The sequence below is a fragment of the Flavobacterium agri genome (genome assembly GCF_013401995.1).
GTDB lineage: Bacteria > Bacteroidota > Bacteroidia > Flavobacteriales > Flavobacteriaceae > Flavobacterium > Flavobacterium agri.
This window is the reverse complement of record NZ_JACBJI010000005.1, coordinates 154,971-173,187: the sequence shown is the minus strand read 5'-3', so window position 1 is coordinate 173,187 and position 18,217 is coordinate 154,971. Positions and strand designations below refer to the sequence as shown.

Annotated in this window: 15 protein-coding genes; 6 read left to right on the top strand and 9 right to left on the bottom strand. The window is 45.4% G+C overall.

Annotated elements, in window-relative coordinates:
• A complete protein-coding gene (locus HZF10_RS12825) occupies positions 1 to 483 on the top strand; it encodes a DUF1761 domain-containing protein (RefSeq protein WP_176006618.1) in 483 nt (160 codons plus the stop codon).
• 89 nt (positions 484 to 572) lie between these two features.
• The gene (locus tag HZF10_RS12820; RefSeq protein WP_306454596.1) at positions 573 to 1,769 is read left to right on the top strand and encodes a GNAT family N-acetyltransferase; all 1,197 of its coding nucleotides are present in this window, start codon (positions 573 to 575) and stop codon (positions 1,767 to 1,769) included.
• Here the strand turns inward: HZF10_RS12820 and HZF10_RS12815 are convergent.
• Positions 1,766 to 2,650 carry a diacylglycerol/lipid kinase family protein gene (locus tag HZF10_RS12815; RefSeq protein WP_176006617.1) on the bottom strand — a complete coding sequence of 295 codons (885 nt, stop codon included), beginning with the start codon at positions 2,648 to 2,650 and terminating at the stop codon, positions 1,766 to 1,768. The genes HZF10_RS12820 and HZF10_RS12815 overlap by 4 nt on opposite strands.
• A gap of 71 nt (positions 2,651 to 2,721) precedes the next feature.
• On the opposite strand from HZF10_RS12815, the gene HZF10_RS12810 reads away from it, so the two are divergent.
• The gene (locus tag HZF10_RS12810) at positions 2,722 to 3,690 is read left to right on the top strand and encodes an App1 family protein phosphatidate phosphatase (protein ID WP_176006616.1); all 969 of its coding nucleotides are present in this window, start codon (positions 2,722 to 2,724) and stop codon (positions 3,688 to 3,690) included.
• A 75-nt stretch (positions 3,691 to 3,765) separates the two neighbouring features.
• On the opposite strand, the gene HZF10_RS12805 is transcribed toward HZF10_RS12810, so the two are convergent.
• Entirely contained in the window at positions 3,766 to 5,664 is a 1,899-nt protein-coding gene (locus tag HZF10_RS12805) for an ABC-F family ATP-binding cassette domain-containing protein (RefSeq protein ID WP_176006615.1), read from the bottom strand.
• Between the two features lie 83 nt (positions 5,665 to 5,747).
• Here HZF10_RS12805 and HZF10_RS12800 point away from each other — a divergent pair, with 83 nt between their 5' ends.
• Positions 5,748 to 6,143 carry a DUF983 domain-containing protein gene (locus HZF10_RS12800; RefSeq protein WP_176006614.1) on the top strand — a complete coding sequence of 132 codons (396 nt, stop codon included), beginning with the start codon at positions 5,748 to 5,750 and terminating at the stop codon, positions 6,141 to 6,143.
• On the opposite strand, the gene HZF10_RS12795 is transcribed toward HZF10_RS12800, so the two are convergent.
• From HZF10_RS12795 to topA, 7 genes are all read right to left on the bottom strand, one after another.
• On the bottom strand, positions 6,118 to 7,161 hold the full coding sequence (locus tag HZF10_RS12795; RefSeq protein WP_176006613.1) for an NAD(P)/FAD-dependent oxidoreductase: 1,044 nt from the start codon (positions 7,159 to 7,161) through the stop codon (positions 6,118 to 6,120). The two genes, HZF10_RS12800 and HZF10_RS12795, sit on opposite strands and share 26 nt — an antisense overlap.
• A gap of 264 nt (positions 7,162 to 7,425) precedes the next feature.
• Positions 7,426 to 8,412 carry a type IX secretion system ring subunit PorN/GldN gene (gene porN, locus HZF10_RS12790; protein ID WP_176006612.1) on the bottom strand — a complete coding sequence of 329 codons (987 nt, stop codon included), beginning with the start codon at positions 8,410 to 8,412 and terminating at the stop codon, positions 7,426 to 7,428.
• A 44-nt stretch (positions 8,413 to 8,456) separates the two neighbouring features.
• Positions 8,457 to 9,995 carry a type IX secretion system motor protein PorM/GldM gene (porM, locus tag HZF10_RS12785; RefSeq protein WP_176006611.1) on the bottom strand — a complete coding sequence of 513 codons (1,539 nt, stop codon included), beginning with the start codon at positions 9,993 to 9,995 and terminating at the stop codon, positions 8,457 to 8,459.
• A gap of 42 nt (positions 9,996 to 10,037) precedes the next feature.
• Positions 10,038 to 10,667, bottom strand: a complete 630-nt coding sequence (gene porL / locus HZF10_RS12780) for a type IX secretion system motor protein PorL/GldL (protein ID WP_176006610.1) — start codon at positions 10,665 to 10,667, stop codon at positions 10,038 to 10,040.
• 59 nt (positions 10,668 to 10,726) lie between these two features.
• A complete protein-coding gene (gene porK, locus HZF10_RS12775; protein ID WP_176006609.1) occupies positions 10,727 to 12,130 on the bottom strand; it encodes a T9SS ring complex lipoprotein PorK/GldK in 1,404 nt (467 codons plus the stop codon).
• Between the two features lie 243 nt (positions 12,131 to 12,373).
• The gene (locus tag HZF10_RS12770; RefSeq protein ID WP_176006608.1) at positions 12,374 to 13,528 is read right to left on the bottom strand and encodes a formimidoylglutamase; all 1,155 of its coding nucleotides are present in this window, start codon (positions 13,526 to 13,528) and stop codon (positions 12,374 to 12,376) included.
• A 3-nt stretch (positions 13,529 to 13,531) separates the two neighbouring features.
• Complete coding sequence (topA, locus tag HZF10_RS12765; protein ID WP_176006607.1) at positions 13,532 to 16,048, bottom strand: type I DNA topoisomerase; 2,517 nt, start codon at positions 16,046 to 16,048, stop codon at positions 13,532 to 13,534.
• A gap of 209 nt (positions 16,049 to 16,257) precedes the next feature.
• Between topA and miaB the strand changes: the two genes are divergently transcribed.
• Positions 16,258 to 17,706, top strand: coding sequence for a tRNA (N6-isopentenyl adenosine(37)-C2)-methylthiotransferase MiaB (miaB, locus tag HZF10_RS12760; RefSeq protein WP_176006606.1), 1,449 nt, complete (start codon positions 16,258 to 16,260; stop codon positions 17,704 to 17,706).
• A 158-nt stretch (positions 17,707 to 17,864) separates the two neighbouring features.
• Positions 17,865 to 18,194 (top strand): GxxExxY protein, encoded by a 330-nt coding sequence (locus HZF10_RS12755; RefSeq protein ID WP_257008563.1) that lies wholly within the window; start codon positions 17,865 to 17,867, stop codon positions 18,192 to 18,194.
• Positions 18,195 to 18,217 lie beyond the last annotated feature (23 nt).

Genomic DNA, 18,217 nt, shown 5'->3' with positions numbered 1-18,217 from the left:
ATGAATGTCAATTTCCTTGCGCTCATCGTAGCCGCACTCTCGTCTCTTGTTACCGGATTCATCTGGTATAACCCGAAAGTATTCGGCAATGCCTGGATGAAAGAAACCGGCATCGTGCACGACGAATCCAAAAAACCCAACATGGTCAAGATTTTCGGGATGACCATCGTGTATGCGTTCTTCATCGCTTTCATTTTGCAGATGCTCGTGATCCATCAATTTGGGGCTTTGGGAATGATCGGAGGCGATCCTACAAAAGCGCTTCCTTCATACGCCTCGTTCATGGCCGATTACGGAACGAACTTCCGCACTTTCAAACACGGAGCGCTTCACGGTTCCATGACCGGACTTTTCTTTTGCCTTCCGATTTTGGGAGTCGGTGCCTTGTATGAAAACAGGAGTTTCAAGTATACGATGATCGTCGGCGGTTATTGGGTCGTGACCTGCGCCATCATGGGCGGAATCATTTGCGCCTGGCAATAATTATCGGCTAAAAAATAGAATCCCGTTGCGCTTGTGACGGGATTTTTTTTCGGCATTCGTTAAAGTTTTACTTAAGCCGATTCGCATGATTGCCCGAAATTCTACATTTGAATCCTCAATTCCCGACGTTGGAAAAAGACTATTCTTTTATTCTTTACGATAAAGTTTCTGATTTGCCCCAAGCCTGGGACGCGCTGGCTATTTCGAACATTTTCCTTTCCACGCGATATTTATCGGTTCTCGAGATTTCGGCTCCGACGAATATGAGATGTCACTTCATCGGGCTTTTCGAAAAAGAAGAACTTGTCGGCATTGCTTTGTCTCAGTTTCTCGATTTGAATTTGCTCGAATCTTTTGGAGAACGCGACAGATGCATTAAAACGTCGGTGCGCAATTTCATCTTCAAACGCTTTAGTTCGCATGTGTTGTTTATCGGAAACAATATGCTCACGGGACAGAATGCGTTCGCCATCAAAGACGGTACCGATTGTACATCGGCCATCAAAACACTTCGAAAAGCATCGGTTTCGTTGACCGAATCGTTCCAGAAATCGGGCAAAAAAGTCCATTTGGTCACGTTCAAGGATTTCGAGGCTGCCGAAATTTCAAAATTCAAAAAAGCCGGTTATTCCGACTATTTCAAGTTCAGTACGCAACCGAACATGGTACTCGGCATCCGCTCCGGATGGATGACTTTCGACGATTACGTTTCGGATCTTTTGAAAAAATATCGCGATCAGTTCAAACGCGCGCGCAAGAAATCGGAAGGTCTTGAAAAGCGCAAAATGCACTTGGAGGACATCGTCAAATATGAAAACACGATTTACGATTTATATCATCACGTCGCCAAAAACGCGCCTTTCAACACTTTTTTCCTCGCTGAAAACCATTTCAGGACACTCAAGGAAAAACTGCGCGACGACTTTTTGTTTTACGGTTATTTCGACGATGGGAAACTCGTCGGTTTCAATACGCTGATCAAAAACGGCTGTGTGCTCGACACTTACTTTTTGGGTTATGACGAAAGCGTGCAACGCGAAAAGATGCTGTATCTGAATATGCTGTACGACATGATTGCGTATTGTATCAACAAAGGTTTCAAAAAAATAGTATTTGCACGTACGGCTCTCGAAATCAAAAGCTCGGTCGGGGCCGAACCCGTCGAGATGTTTGGTTTCATGAAGCACCGAAATACGCTCGTCAACAAAAAACTTGATCATGTTTTCGATTATCTGGAACCGAAAATCGAATGGCAACAACGGCATCCGTTCAAAGAAGCGCTTTAATCTGTTTTAGGAACGGCTACTTTCATTTGCTTCGGCAATACGAAGATGTCGAGTGCGGTTTCTTCTCCCGCATATTCCCCGTCGATCTGGAAATGTACCGGAACTTTGGTCACTACTTTGGCTTTGTCTGTAGAATAAATCTCGACTTCACCCGTATCGAGCGGCATATTTCCGGTGACGATCTTTCCGAAAAGCACGAGGTCGAACGTTTTTAAAATGACGATTTCGAACTTTCCGTCGTCCATTTTACCGAGCGGATTGATGGTAACGCCGGTGCCGTATTTCTGTGAATTCGCAAAGACGATCATACGCGCCTCGGTCATTATCGTTTCCCCGTTCACCTCTATCGTTGCTTCGAAAGGTTCGTTCTGTTCCTGAAGCGTGGCGATACTTTGGAGCGCATAACCGATCTTGCCGCGAACCGTACTTTGCTCATAATTCTTGACGAGGTTCGCATTGAGCCCGATGTCGGCCAAATGCAGGCTTTTTTCGCCGTTGATGCACACCATGTCGAGTTCCATGGCGTCGTTGTGAAATGCGATTTGCAGGTTTTCGTCGAGCGCCGTCGGAAAATTCAAATCGACCGACAAACCGTTGGCCGAACCCGCGGGTAAAATCCCCAAAATCACGTCCTGGTGTTCTACGGCTTGCGCCACGATTTTGATCGTTCCGTCTCCGCCCGCAATCAGGATGCGTTGCGGCTTGTGTTTTTCGTAAAGTTCTGCTATCCCCTTTTCGTCGTTTTCGCCTGTCGTTTCATAGGTCACGAGCGAGATTTTCTCGGTTTCGGCAAAAGCCTGTACCGCAGCCAGGATTTCGGCTTTGTCGAGATCGCCGGATATAGGGTTGACGACGAAAAGGTATTTCTTGGTGGCATCCATACTTTAAAATTGCGCGATTTTTCGTAATTTGAAATAAGCTTTAACACCGATTTTAAATTTAACGATTTTTCATGAAGCCGATTCTCAAATTGTACCGAGGTTACGCCAACGAAGAAGAACTGATCGTCATGGGTCACGTTTTTCGTCCGACGACCAAAGAAGAATACGACTTCCAGAAGAAACGTTTCCGCAACGCCAAGTGGGTGATCCGCATGTTCCGCATCAAGACGCAAAAGAACGCCGACGTGTACCTGCATTGGAACAACCAGAAAATCCACACCAAAACCCTCGATGACGGCTATTTTAAATTTTCAATCCCGTTGAAGAAAGAACCCGATTACGGCTGGATCGATTATTTCGTGAGCATCATGCACAACGGAGAAGAAATCGTGACCAAAAGCAGCTTTATACGGCCTCACGAAGGCAATTTGGGCTTCATTTCGGATATAGACGATACGTTTTTGGTGTCGCACACGCGCAATCCGTTCAAGAAGCTTTATATTCTTTTGTTCAGGAATGTGAACGACAGGAAAGTTTTTGAAGGTGTCGTTCCGCATTATCAGGCGTTGAGCACGGCCGGACGCAACAAGAAGAACGAGCAGAACGCTTTTTTTTACGTGTCGAGCAGCGAATGGAACCTGTACCGTTTTATTGTCGATTTTACGCAACTTCACGAACTGCCGCGCGCGGTTTTACTGCTTAAGGACATCAAGACGAGCCTCACCGATTTTTTTATTACCGGACGTGGCGACCACAACCATAAATTCGAAAAAATCAAGCACATCCTTGAGTTTTATCCGCATTTGCAATACACGCTTTTGGGAGACGATTCACAGCACGATCCGTATTTGTACGAAGCTATCTGCAAGATTTTCCCGGTTACGGTAAAGGCGGTTTACATTCGGCAGACGGGAACCGAAAAAAAACAAAAAGCCATAGACGCCATCAAGAACATGGAGTCAATGAATGTTGCATGCTGCTATTTCAGGGATAGCGAAGATGCAATTGCCCATTCGAAGCGGATTGGGTTGATTTCTTAGTTTGGGGATTCCGACGAAGGAGGAATCTCAGCTTGTGCGCATTGGCTAAGATTCCTCCTTCGTCGGAATCTAAAATCACCCTTCTATTTCCTCTTGAATCCTCTCCCATTCCGCCATCAACTTATCCAATTCTTCTTTTTTACGATTGTAAGCAACGAAAAAATTGGCGTCTTCGATGTGCTTGTCGTAGTTAGATTCGAGTGCTTTGTCGTCTTTGCGGATGTCTTCTTCTAGCTGTTGAATTTGACTTTCGACCTTTGAAAGTTTGTTTTGCAGTTGTTTGTTTTTCTTTTGGTCTTCGGATGATTTCGGCGCTTCCTTGATCTCTTTTTTGGCCACGTCTTTCTTTTCGACTTCTCGCATGTTCTCTACGTTGCGCTGTTCGAGGAAGAAATTGATGTCGCCCAGATATTCCTTGATTTTGTGGTCGCGGAATTCATAAACCACATTCGACAAACCTTGCAAAAAGTCACGGTCGTGCGAAACGAGCAACAGCGTACCTTCGTATTTCTGGAGTGCGGCTTTGAGTACGTTTTTCGATTTGATGTCGAGGTGGTTCGTAGGTTCGTCCATCAGCAAGACATTGATTGGCTGAAGCAACAATTTACAAAGCGCAAGCCTGTTCCTTTCACCTCCCGAAAGTACTTTTACCTTCTTCTCGACGTCGTCTCCGCGGAACAGGAACGCACCGAGCATGTCACGTACTTTCGAACGGTTCGTATCGTTTGCGGCGTTGGTCATCGTTTCGAGCAGCGTGATTTCACCGTCGAGGTATTCGGCCTGGTTCTGCGCGAAATAACCGAGTTCGACGTTATGTCCGAGCTTGATTGTTCCCGTGTAATCGATGTCACCGACGATGGCTTTGATGAACGTTGATTTTCCTTGTCCGTTCTGGCCTACGAAAGCCATTTTGGATCCGCGTTCGACGAGAAGCGAAATATCCTTGAAAATGTTTTTATCGCCGTAATTTTTGGTGACGTGTTCGGCTTCGATGACGACACGACCCGGCGTTTTCGAAACGGGAAACGAGATGTTCATCACCGACGTATCTTCTTCGTCCACTTCGATGCGCTCGACTTTATCCAGTTTTTTGATAAGCGACTGCGCCATCGACGCTTTCGACGCTTTGGCACGGAATTTCTCGATGAGTTTTTCGGTTTCTTCTATCTTCTTTTGTTGATTTTTTTGGGTCGCCAATTGCTTTTCGCGGATTTCACTCCTCAAAATGAGATATTCGGAATACGGTTTGGCGAAGTCGTACGCTTTTCCTAGTGAAATCTCGATCGTGCGGTTCGTAACGTTGTCGAGGAACATCTTATCGTGGGAAACGATCACGACGACGCCCGGAAAATTCTTCAAAAAGCTTTCGAGCCAGATGATCGACTCGATATCGAGGTGGTTCGTCGGCTCATCGAGAAGCAGGATGTCGTTGTTCTGCAAAAGCAGTTTAGCGAGCTCGATACGCATGCGCCATCCGCCAGAGAACGTGTCGGTCTGGTTGTTGAATTCCTCGCGCTTGAAACCGAGTCCGAGCAGGATTTTTTCGGTATTTCCGATGTAATCGTATCCGCCGAGCAATTCGTAACGATGCGTGTAATCGGACAAATCTTCTATGAGTTTCGAGTAGGTTTCCGATTCGTAATCGGTACGCGTCGCAAGTTGATGGTTGATGTGTTCGAGTTTGCGCTCGATTTCCTTGATTTCCTCGAATGCCTGATACGCTTCCTCGAGAACTGTCCGGCCTTGCTCGAAGTCGATGTCCTGGCGTAGGAATCCGATCTTTACTTCTTTTTCTGTGGCGATGCTGCCCGAATCGGGAGCCAAATCGCGCGACAGGATTTTGAGCATCGTAGATTTTCCGGCCCCGTTTTTCCCGACTAATCCGACGCGGTCGCCCGCACCCAATCGAAAGGTGACTTCTTCAAACAAATACGTGCCTCCAAACGACACCGAAAGATTGTGGATATTGAGCATTTTGTGCGATTTTATACGGAAGCGAATCCGTAATTTTGCAGTGGAAATCGGCGGAAAAACTACATCCGCGAATTTTTTTGCAAATGTTAAAAAAAGGCAGCAAACTGTATAGCATTTTAACAGGAACTTGTCCGAAATGCCACGAAGACAAAATGTTCGTGAACCCCAACCCTTATGCGTTGGCCGATAATCTTAAAATGCACCACAATTGCCGCAAGTGCGGATTCGTTTACAAAATCGAGACGTCGTTCTTTTTTGGGGCTATGTATGTGAGTTATGCGCTTGGCGTCGGGCTCGGAATCTTGATTTTCGCGATCGCGTATGCGTTTGGCGCGACGATGCTGCAGTCGTTCGGTTGGATTTTCGGATTGGAGATGGCGCTTATGCCAATCATAACACGACTTTCACGCAACATTTACATCAACCTCTTTATCAACTACGATCCCGAAGCCATCAACCGTTATAACGAAAACGCGTGATATTGACGCTTGCCGGGATTTCCGTGCCGTTTTCGATGGATTCGTAAAGTGTTTTTGCCGATGTCGGGCCGAGCATCACGCCTCGCGTTCCGAGTCCGTTTAGAATATGGAAGTTCGGAAAATTTGGATGTGTGCCGATTAGTGGTTTTCGGTCTTTTACCGTTGGGCGGATTCCGGCTTTTTGATCGACAATCTCAAAATCTACCTTGACGATTTCCTTTAGTTTTTCGATGAGTTCCAGTTTGGCGGATTCGGTCGGCATTTCGGTTTTGTCTGTCCATTCATAAGTCGCGCCAACCTTGAAGGTTTTGTTTCCGAGCGGAAGTATGAAAACGCCTCCTTTGACGATTACATCCATTTCCAAATTGGCTTTGATGATTATGACTTCGCCTTTCGTTCCTTCGAGCGGCAAATGATTGAAGTATGGATTTGATTTGATTCCGAAACCTTCACAGAAAACGATGTGACGCGCTTTGATAGTTCCGTATTCGACAAAACCTTCTTTTTGCGTCAATTTGGAGTAATCGAACGACTCGTTGACATAGGAGCCTGATGCTTCAAGAAAGCGTTTGTAATCGCTTAAAAATGCCATTGTGTCGACGTAACCGGTTTGGAGTACGAGGCCGAAATCGAAAGGAGAATCGATGTCGTTGAATTTGTCGCGAACCAAAGTTCCGGACAAGAAAGGCGACAATCCGTCTTTTTCGGAAGCGATGAACCAATTGTTCTGCTCTTCTACAGATGCGAAACGACGTAGGATTTGTTTATCAAAGTTGTATTTCCTGCCGATTCGCGATTCGACTTGCACATAAAACTGCTGCATGGAATCGAGCTGTTGTTGCGCGTCCTGCAATCGGCTGAATCTTTTTAGGATTACGGGATTGTAGACGCCGGCTGCTGTTTGGGAAGAATGCTGCGAATCGTTGTCAAAAACCAAAGCGGATTTGCCTTCGTTGATCACAGTTTCGGCGAAAGCGATTCCGGCAAGACCGGCACCGACGATGATGTAATCTTTCATGCCGTAAAGTTACGGATTGCGCGTGAGCGATGGAAGTGGTTAGCCCGCAGTTTGCAAGCCTTTATTTTTTTGGGCGCGGCGCGGCGACCAACGGAAGCCGTGTCGCACCTTAAAAAATTTGGCTTGAAAACGAGGACTATGAACGAACAGCGCGACGGCGGCTTTGACGAAAGTTGCCGTCACTACCGACTTACGAGCCGCCGGCACGCCATAAAATAAAAAACCCTCACTAAAAAGCGAGGGTTTTTGTATGATTTGAGAATTTTAGTAATTCCACATATCTTGCTCGAAATCGCGGATTTTATCCTTGATGCGCTCCGACTCGAGAAGTTGCATTTGCGCGTTGTCTTTCATGTAGTCTGCAATCTGGCGGTCACCGTACACGTTTTCTTCTTTGTAGATCTCTCCGCTGAAGCGGCGTGAGTTCAAAAGGTGGTCAAACGAGATTGGCATGGCCGAGTTGCGGTCGTTGAAAGCTTTGTGCTCGTGCAATACGTCACGGATTGCAGGGAAGTACACCCAGAAAAGCTCGATTGGTTCAGCCTTTTCCTTTCCGATGTCACGGGCCTCGATAGCAACCGGACAAATCGCCAACATACGATACTTCAATTCACCTTGACGTTTGTCGAAATACCAATATCCTTTGATACGGTATCCTTTAACGTCGGCCGGAGTAAGCTCCGTTTTGTTGATAAACTGAGGATCAAGTTGCTTTTGGGCAGGAACAGTTCCTCCAGGAGTAGATGAAATGACACGCCCTTTCTTGTCTTTCTTCACTACCGCTTTTGTTTCGCGGGCAAAATAAAGATCGCGGTTGTTGTTCAATTCGTCACGACCTGAATCGAGTGTATCGATGTAGGTAAATACAGATTCCATGTCTTTCAACGTTTTCTTAGTGTTGAAATACTCATCGGCATAAACCTCGGTGATTTTTCCGTTCTGTACATTCGCCAGCAAAACATTGAACAAAGAACGTCTGTCTTTACCGATGTTAGCGGTATCGACCGGGTAATACATCGGGAAGTTAACGCGTTGGTCAAGATCGATATATTCCCAAACGGTTTTACCCATCAGTACATCGCGATCGTGCACGTATCCGTAAGGCAATGGCTTGTCGTTATCGGAAATCAACTGTGCAGGCGTCTTTTTACCGATTTCGTCCGGCGTCTTTGCGTTAAGCAAATTCGATTGCCCAAACGTATGGCTCGCAGCCGCTGCACACACTATTACTAAAAGGTTTCTAAGTCTCATGTTTGTACTGTTAAGTTATGTAGGTTAACGGATAACTTAAATTCTTATTGTATTTCGTAAATAACTGGTGAACATTTCTTGGTAGTAATGTTCGGAGCTCCTTCAATTACAGTTTTGATATCGCTGATGGTAACTTGATCGCCACGGCTTGCACGCGCAAGAGCAGCTTTACACTGAGCGTTCACACGGTCACCGTTTACGACTACTGCAGCTTGTCCAGGAACTTTGAAAGTAAACTGGGTTACACGGAAGTTAAGGTCGTAAAGGAAGTCTTCCAATTTCGCGGAAACCTGAGAAACTTCAAGACGTGATTTAGCTCCTTTAGTATCACCAACGATTCCACCGATAGCACCTTGTGGTCCTGGGATGTTTTTGATACGGAAAACTTTCTTATCTGTAACCGATTTTCCATCAGGCAATTTAGCGTTGACGTTAACGACAACTTCTGTACCGCCACCTGGGTTAAGGTTGTATTTTCCTTTACCTGAGCTAGACAAACCTGGAGCAGAAGCTTTGACATCGCTGTCAGCCACGCCTGCAACCGAAATTGTCATCGGGTTAGGAAGACCGCGGTAAACAACGTTCATCTTGTCTGCAGAAATGTTAGCTCCTGAAGGACGTGGAACAACCACATACTTACCTTCGAATTTCAATGGAACCGGCTTTCCGTCTTCAAGGAATGTAAATTCACCTGCGATTTTTTGCTCACCAACCGATCCAGCAGTCATATCGATAACAGCTTGACCGTTTTGGATTTTACCAGGTCCTTTGAAAGCAGTCGGTTTTGTGTTTTGATCGTAACGACCCAAAACCACTTTACCTGTTACTTTTTCACCTTGGAAGTAAGCGTTTTTGTCCAATACAACCAAAGCAGTATAGTTTTTCATTGAAGCAGTTTCTACCGCAGCTTTACCAAGAAGGATAGCGTAAGTATCGGCTTCTGCCTTTCTCACGTCGTTCTGGAATGCAGAAATCTTAGTCAAAGATGCAATAGAAGGAAAGCCTTTGAAATGGTAGTCAAGATATTTCTTGGTAACACCTTCTCCATCCTTCACATCAGCAGTGTTGAATTTTGCAGTAATCTCTTCTTGAACTCCACTAAGCTTAGTGTTGTTTCCGATTACAGCCTTCATATCAGCAAGATATTTCGCGAAAGCGTCAACAATCTGCTTTCCTTTTGGAGAATATCCATCTCCTTCGAACCATCTTTCATCAATTTTATCACCCTTATCCATCGCCTCATAAGGAAGCTTTTTAGTTTCAGGGTTTACTTCAACACCTTCTGTAGCATCTTTTTTAAGACCTTCAAGATAAGTGTAGAATTGGTTGCTTATTTCAGAAACTCTTTTAGCTTCAGATGCCGCTTGCGTAAAGTGAGCATCTTCTGAAGCCTTTTTCTCAAGAGCCGCAAGCATACCTGTATTCGTTTCTGTAGAGGATATGTTAGCTGCCTCGAACTTCTCGTTCATAAGACCGAAAGCCGAAAGTACCTCTTTTGACATATTCAATGCCAACATCGCGATGAACACCAGATACATCAGGTTGATCATCTTTTGCCTAGGGGTTAATTTTCCTGACGCCATTCTTTTAGATTAGTTAGTTTAAATTAAAAAATGTCGCCTAAATTAGTTTCTACCCATTGCAGAAAGCATTCCGCCATAAACATTGTTCAATGAAGACAAGTTTGACGTCAATGACTGCATTTGATCTTTCAATTTAAGGTTGTTCTCAGCTACCTCTTGGTTGATTTGAGCGTTACGAGAAGCGCTTTCCAACTGAACTTTGTACAAGCTGTTCAAAGACTCAAGTTGAGCGGCAGCCATAGTAAGCTCTTCGCTGTATTTCTTTTGTGAAGCGATAGCATCAACTGTAGGAGAAATTCCTTTAGCAGCAGATTCGAAGTTACGGATGCTGCTTCCCAAGCTAGCCATAAGCTCTCCGTCGATCTTAGCTTCTTTAAGCAAGTTGTCAAGCTTTTGAGAAAGCAAACCTTGAGCTTCTGTTGGGTTCTCTTTTTTATCTTTTGGTTTGGCTTCACCTCCGGCAAGTTCCGGATATACCAATGACCAGTCAAGTTCTTTAGCTACAGGATCAAAAGCGGAAAGACCGAAAATCAAAGCCTCAGTTCCAAGACCTATGATAAGCATCGCGCTCGCTCCTGGCCAGTGCATCAATTTGAACAAAGCTCCAACGATTACGACCGCTGCTCCCATACCGTAGCAGAAATTCATTACTTTAGGACTCAATAATGCCATAATAATAATTTTTAGTTAGTTAAGTTAATTTACAATAAAGTGGTTAATAATTAAGGTTCTTATCTTTTGGGCGCTTTGCCGGTTATTTGCAAGCCCATGTAATCTTGAACTGTACGGAATCCGATATAACTTCTAGCCGTATCAGCATATTCAAAGTCACGTGTAGAAACTTGAAGGAAATAGGCCACATCCTTCCAAGAACCACCACGAACGACTTTGCGCATATTGGTTTGATCACCAACAGTCGGGTTCATTGTAGAAACATATTCGTAAGCTGCAGGATCGTATGAAGAATCCGTCCACTCGGCTACGTTTCCAGCCATGTTGTAAAGATTGAATCCGTTAGGATCGTAAGACTTGGCCTCGACAGTGTACAACGCCTGGTCAGCTGCGTAATCACCACGGTTAGGTTTGAAGTTAGCCAAGAAACAACCACGGTCGTTTTTCGTATAAGGACCACCCCAAGGGTAAGTTCCTGACTCAAGACCTCCACGAGCGGAATATTCCCATTCAGCCTCTGTAGGTAAACGGAAAGAGTTGATAAGATCTCTTCCTTTTTTAGTCTTGATATAAGCGTTTTTGTTCAAAGTTCTCCAAGCGCAGAATGCCTTGGCTTGCTTCCAGGTAACACCTACTACAGGATATTCGCTGTAAGCCTGGTGCCAGAAGTAATCATTGTGCATCGGCTCATTATAAGAGTAAGCGAAGTCTTTGATCCAAACAGTAGTATCTGGATATACTTTTACTTTTTCAGTTTTGATGAACTGGCTGCGTTTTCCGACTTTCGCCTTAGCTGCAGCCTGGATGTCCATCCAAGAATAACGGAACTGAAGCTTGTTCACGTCAACGGTACGCAATCCGTTAAAAGATTCAGCAACAGGAAGATACATACTATCCATAACTTCTGTATAGTACTCATCCGGATATTTGCTCGTATCGTTGATAAGCTTCACCTTCTTATTAAGTCTTCTTCCGGCATAAGGATCGTCCGATGTACCTTGGCTATAGTAGTTTTCGAACATATACTTATCGTATGGCGTCATTTTTGCAGGATCGGCATCGTTAAAAGCAAAATCACTGATGCCTTTACCGTTACCTTTTCCGCCTCCGCCACCGGCTGTACTTCCTCCACCGACTTCATCGGCAAGAATAGCAAGACGCACACGGATTGTGGAATCCTTAACCCATTCTACGAATTGACGATACTCACTATTTGTGATTTCAGTCTCATCCATATAAAACGAGCGAACGGTGACCGTCTTTGTAGGCGCATCCTGAACATTCGCCAAATCATCGTCTGACTTACCCATGATAAATGAACCTCCAGGAACCAAAACCATTCCGTAAGGTTTCTCCGGATGCCACTTCTTCCCTTTCACCCCGACAAGTTCGCCTTTGCTATTATTCGAACCGCAGCTTGCCAAAAGAGCGAAAAATGCTGTGAATGCAACGAATTTCTTCATATAAATTTGGGTTATGTGTGTTTTCTTTTTTAAGGGCGTAAACCTATTTATAATTTTTTAAAAAAACAATAAATAATTCTAAAATTTCAACTCCGGTTCAAATGTAGAATTATTGTTTAGAATAAAAAAATTTTTCATCGACAAAATGCACAATTAAATCGATAAAATACACTTTTTATGAATTATTGTAAGATATAACTTACGAAAACGATTGCGTTACATCTTTAACTGACAATGTTACACTTACACAATATTCTTGCGTTGGGCCTTCCACCATCTTTCGGGCATTTCTTCGTTGCACGCAGATAAATATTCTTCGTATGAACAGGGTAATAACGTATTTCTTTTTAATTTATTATTAACATTTGAAATAAATGGTATTTCAATCCACCAACGATCCGTTTTGTCGCTTTTGTAGAACACGATTTCTTCTCCTTCAGACGGCACTATATATTTAAGGTAGCCTTCGCGACTTCCGTACGGATATTCATTCGAACGATAATGGAAGCCTTCCACGAAATACCAAATGATCTGTGCCATTAAAGGCGCTTCGTGTTTCGATGCATGATGGCCGAAGATTCCGAACGACGTCACCTTATCACTAATTCCCGCATAACGGGCGAGCGCGCAGATCTCTTTGCCGTCGAATCCGTTCGGGATGAATTGGAACATGTTGCCCGATGCGGACGATTTCACCGAAGTCATGTCGATGCTCACCACATCTGTATCGCGCATCACAGGTTCGGCAATCGCTACCTTGTTGGCGACCTCGCCCAAGCGATATGCATCGAAGAACAATTTGTCCATCAAATCGATTTCCTCCTGCGAGTTGTAATACGTCTGATACCCAAGATTGCTGTAATTGAAAAGATTGTTGGGTTCATCAACAACGATTCTTGCCAGATACGATTGGCTCGGAAGCGAATCGGTTTCCCCTTTGCCAAAATCGAAACGGCTGTCAATCGCCGTAAGGTTGACCATTTGCTCCAATTCGTCGTATGCGCGATACAACGGATAGGTCAAATCTTGCGAGCCACCTATTATTATAGGTATAATCCTTCGCTTGATCAATCCGGTACACGCATTTTGGACAGCATAGTAAGTATCAGACAACGATTCCCCTGCGATGATGTTCCCCAAATCGGCAATCGCGACATCCCAATTACCGGGAAACAATCCGTAAAGCTCTTTCCTGAAATGAAAAAGGTCCGTTTCAGCATGAACCGAACCGGACCCTCGATTTTCGTAAACACCGATAATGGCGATCTTAATCTTATCGAGGTCTGGGAAATCCTCTTGAGTATGAAACGTCACCTTACTCCCAAGATGCTGGCTCGAAAGTTTGCTTACAAAGCCGAGCATCTCATTCTCTACGGGCGACAGAAAGTCAAATTCCATATATTATTTCTTTTTAACCGTGGTTTTCTTGGCGGTAGCTTTTTTCGCGGTCGGCTTTTTGGCTGCCGTTTTTTTGGCCGGCGCCTTGGCAGCGATCATTTCTTTAGCCTGCTCAAGCGTCATGGCTTCGGCGTTGAAATTCTTGTCCAGCTCGATCTTGATCTTGCCTTGTGTCAAAACCGATCTTCCCCAACGCGCTTTTTCAACCTTGATGCCTTCCGCTTCCCAATTGTGGATAAGCTTGTCTTCGTCTTTTTGAAGTTTCTCTACTATTAAGGTATCGACATCCGATTGGGTCAGTTTATCGAAGTTGTATTTCTTGTTCACGTTGATGAACATGCCGTTCCATTTGATGAAAGGCCCGAAACGACCCACGCCTTTCTGTACCGGCATTCCTTCATATATCGCGATAGGCGCGTCGGCTTGGTTTTTCTGGTCGATGAGTTCGATGGCCCTGGCCGATGTGACGTCCAACGGGTTCTCGCCTTTCGGAAGCGAAATGAAGGTTTTCCCGAATCTCACGTAAGGTCCGAAACGTCCGTTGTTGACTTCGACTTCTTCCCCATTGTAAGTCCCGAGGCTTTTCGGAAGCAGGAACAAATCCAACGCTTCTTCCAAAGAGATGTTACCGATATTCTGGTCGCTCATCAAACTTGCGAACTGCTTGTTCTCGTCGTCGGCTTCACCTATTTGCGCCATCGGACCGAATTTGCCCAAACGCACCGAAACCTGCTTCCCTGTTTTAGGGTCGGTTCCAAGAATCCTTTCACCGCTTTCGCGCTCGGCGTTTTCCTCAACTTCCTTCACGTTCGGATGGAACTTGCTGTAAAACTCCTGCATCATCTTGGCCCAGTTACGGTTTCCTTCGGCGATCTCATCGAAATCTTCCTCGACCTTGGCGGTAAAATTATAGTCCATGATGGCTTCGAAGTTCTTCACAAGGAAATCGGTCACGATCGTACCGATGTCGGTAGGCACCAACTTTCCTTTATCTGAACCCGTATTTTCGGTCAACGTCTTTTCGGAAAGCTTGCCGGAATGCAACGTCATCTGCACGTATTTACGCTCGACGCCTTCCATGTTCCCTTTCTCGACGTATGTGCGGTTGATGATGGTAGAAATCGTTGGCGCATAAGTCGAAGGGCGACCGATACCAAGTTCCTCGAGTTTCTTAACCAATGACGCTTCGGTATATCTTGCCGCCGCACGCGTATATTTTTCGGTAGCCGTGATAGACTCGTTGCGCAAGCTCTCGCCTACTCTCAAAGCCGGAAGCATACCTTCGCTTTCTTCCTCTTCGTCATCGTGTCCTTCGAGATAGACCTTCAAAAAGCCTTCGAATTTGAGCACTTCGCCCGATGCGATAAAATTCTCCGAATGGTTGTTCGCGGAAATCGTCACGTTCGTGCGCTCCAATTCGGCATCGCTCATTTGGGAAGCGAGCGTTCTTTTCCAAATCAAATCGTAAAGACGCGATTGGTCGCGATCGCCCGTAATCGAATGACGCGACATATCCGTCGGACGGATCGCTTCGTGCGCCTCCTGAGCGCCTTTTGCTTTGGTCACGAAATTGCGCGGTTTCGAAAATTCCTTTCCGTAAGACGACGTGATTTCTTGTTGGGCCGCATTCATCGCTTCCGAAGAAAGATTCACGCTGTCCGTTCTCATATACGTGATGAGTCCGGCCTCGTACAGACGTTGCGCGACCTGCATCGTGATTCCGACCGGCATGTATAATTTACGCGCCGCTTCCTGTTGCAAGGTCGAGGTCGTAAACGGAGCCGCCGGCGATTTTTTTGCCGGTTTCGTTTCAAGGTCGGCTACCTTATATATAGAGCCGATATTTTTCGCAAGGAAATCCTCGGCTTCTTTTTTTGTACTGAAGTTCTTCGGAAGACGCGCCTTGACGACTTTTCCGGCCTCATTCGTAAATTCCGCAGTAATCGAAAAAGACGCAACCGGCTTGAAGTTCTGGATCTCGCGCTCTCTTTCTACGATCAAACGCACGGCTACCGATTGCACGCGACCGGCAGACAACCCGCCTTTCACCTTTCTCCACAATACCGGAGACAATTCGTATCCGACCAAACGATCGAGCACGCGCCTTGCCTGTTGCGCATCTACCAAATCGTAATTGATGCTGCGCGGATTGTCGATCGCTTTCAAAATCGCGGTTTTGGTGATCTCGTGGAAAACGATGCGCTTTGTTTTTGACTTGTCCAGTTTCAGTTCTTCCGCCAAGTGCCATGAGATGGCCTCTCCCTCGCGGTCCTCATCGGAAGCCAACCAGACGGTTTCTGCATTCTTAGATAAGTCCTTGAGTTTTTTGACGAGCGCTTTCTTGTCTGGCGAAACTTCGTATTTGGGTTTGAAACCATGCTCGACGTCAACTCCGATTTCCTTCGACGGAAGATCGGCAATGTGCCCGTAGCTCGATTCGACCTGAAAATCCTTACCGAGGAATTTCTCGATCGTCTTTGCCTTTGCAGGTGACTCCACAATTACTAAGTTCTTTGCCATACCATTTTTCGTTTGCCGCAAAAGTAGGGTAAAATTTTAAATTTAACGCTCAGATGATTTTTACGAAAATCCACAATCTGAAAAACGCAAGTTTATACCTTAATATATATAGGTAAAAATGAGCACACTAATTTGATGTTAAATCACCGACTGACATCTTGTCACGAGTATTAATTTTCACGTATCTTTGCCAACCTATTTACGCCTGTATGGAAAAGATAATTGAGGAAAGCAAACAAGGTGAAAGCCTCGTCCTGGAACAAAAACCCGAGAACACGAAAAAGCTTTTTATCGAAAGCTATGGTTGTCAGATGAATTTCTCCGACAGCGAAATCGTGGCTTCAATCCTTCACGGACAAGGCTATAACACGACCCAAAATCTCGAGGACGCCGATCTGGTATTGGTAAACACGTGCTCGATCCGCGACAAAGCCGAACAAACCGTTCGCAAGCGTCTCGAAAAATACAATGCCGTCAAAAGCATCAATCCGGGAATGAAAGTGGGCGTTTTGGGTTGTATGGCCGAACGTCTGAAGTCGAAATTCCTCGAAGAAGAAAAAATCGTCGATCTCGTCGTCGGGCCTGACGCATATAAGGATTTACCGAATCTTTTGGCCGAAGTCGAAGAGGGACGCGACGCGATCAACGTGATCCTTTCGAAAGAAGAGACTTACGGTGATATTTCACCGGTTCGTCTCAACAGTAATGGCGTCACGGCTTTCGTTTCAATCACGCGCGGATGCGACAACATGTGCACGTTCTGCGTCGTTCCGTTCACACGCGGACGCGAAAGAAGCCGTGATCCGCAAAGTATCATGGAAGAAATCGCCGACCTGCACGCGAAGAACTTCAAGGAAATCACGCTTTTGGGCCAAAACGTCGACAGTTATTTGTGGTACGGCGGCGGACTTAAGAAAGATTACGAGAAAGCGTCCGACATGCAAAAAGCCACGGCGGTCGATTTCGCACAATTGCTCGATATGGCCGCAACGGCGTATCCGAAAATGCGTTTTCGTTTTTCGACGTCGAATCCGCAGGACATGCACGAGGAAGTGTTGCACGTGATCGCGAAACACCACAACGTGTGCAAGTACATCCACTTGCCGGTCCAATCTGGAAGCACACGCATTTTGAAGGAAATGAACCGTCAACATACGCGTGAGGAATACATGGCTTTGATTGATAAGATCAGGGCGATTATCCCGAACTGCGCGATTTCGCAAGACATGATCACCGGCTTTCCGACAGAAACCGAACAAGATCACCAAGATACGTTGTCGCTCATGGAGTACGTGAATTACGATTACGGATTCATGTTCGCCTATTCCGAAAGACCGGGCACTTTGGCCGCAAGAAAACTCGAGGACGACGTTCCCGAAGAAGTCAAGAAGCGCCGCCTGACCGAAGTTGTCGCGATGCAGCGTCAGCTTTCATTGAATTGCACCGAAGCTTTCGTAGGGCAAACCGTAGAAGTTTTGATCGAGAAAGAATCTCACCGTTCCGACGCGCATTGGAGCGGACGCAATTCCCAGAATACGGTCGCGGTTTTCCCGAAAGAGCATTACAAAACGGGCGATTTCGTGATGGTCCGCATCGATTCGTGTACGAGCGCGACGTTGATTGGGGAAGCGATCGGGTATTCCGAAAGAATGCAATAGTTTTAAGCCACGAATGGCACGAATGACACAAATTTTTGATGTGTTTTCCTGCCGATTTTTATATGCCACGAATTTGGAAACGGTAAGCGCGTTTTCCGATAAGATTTTTATACGCCATGGAACTTTACAAAAAAGGCGAATATTAAGCCATTGTCGGGTTGTGTATGGAAATACATAACAAATTGGGAGGAGGTTTGACCGAAGCCATCTACAAAGATGCTTTGGAACTTGAACTGAAATTGAACAATATACCTTACGAACGCGAAAAGCCTTTCAGGATATATTACAAAGGAGTTCTTCTCGCCCACAGTTATTATGCAGATTTCATTGTCGATGGGAATATCGTGATCGAAATCAAAGCAATTAGTGAAATCATAAAAGAGCATTTCTCCCAAACTTTGAATTATATGAAGTTGGCCGAAAGCAAGCTCGGAATCATAATTAATTTCGGAGGAAACCGCTTACAGCACAAAAGAATGATTCTTTAACAACTGCTTATAATTAGTGACAT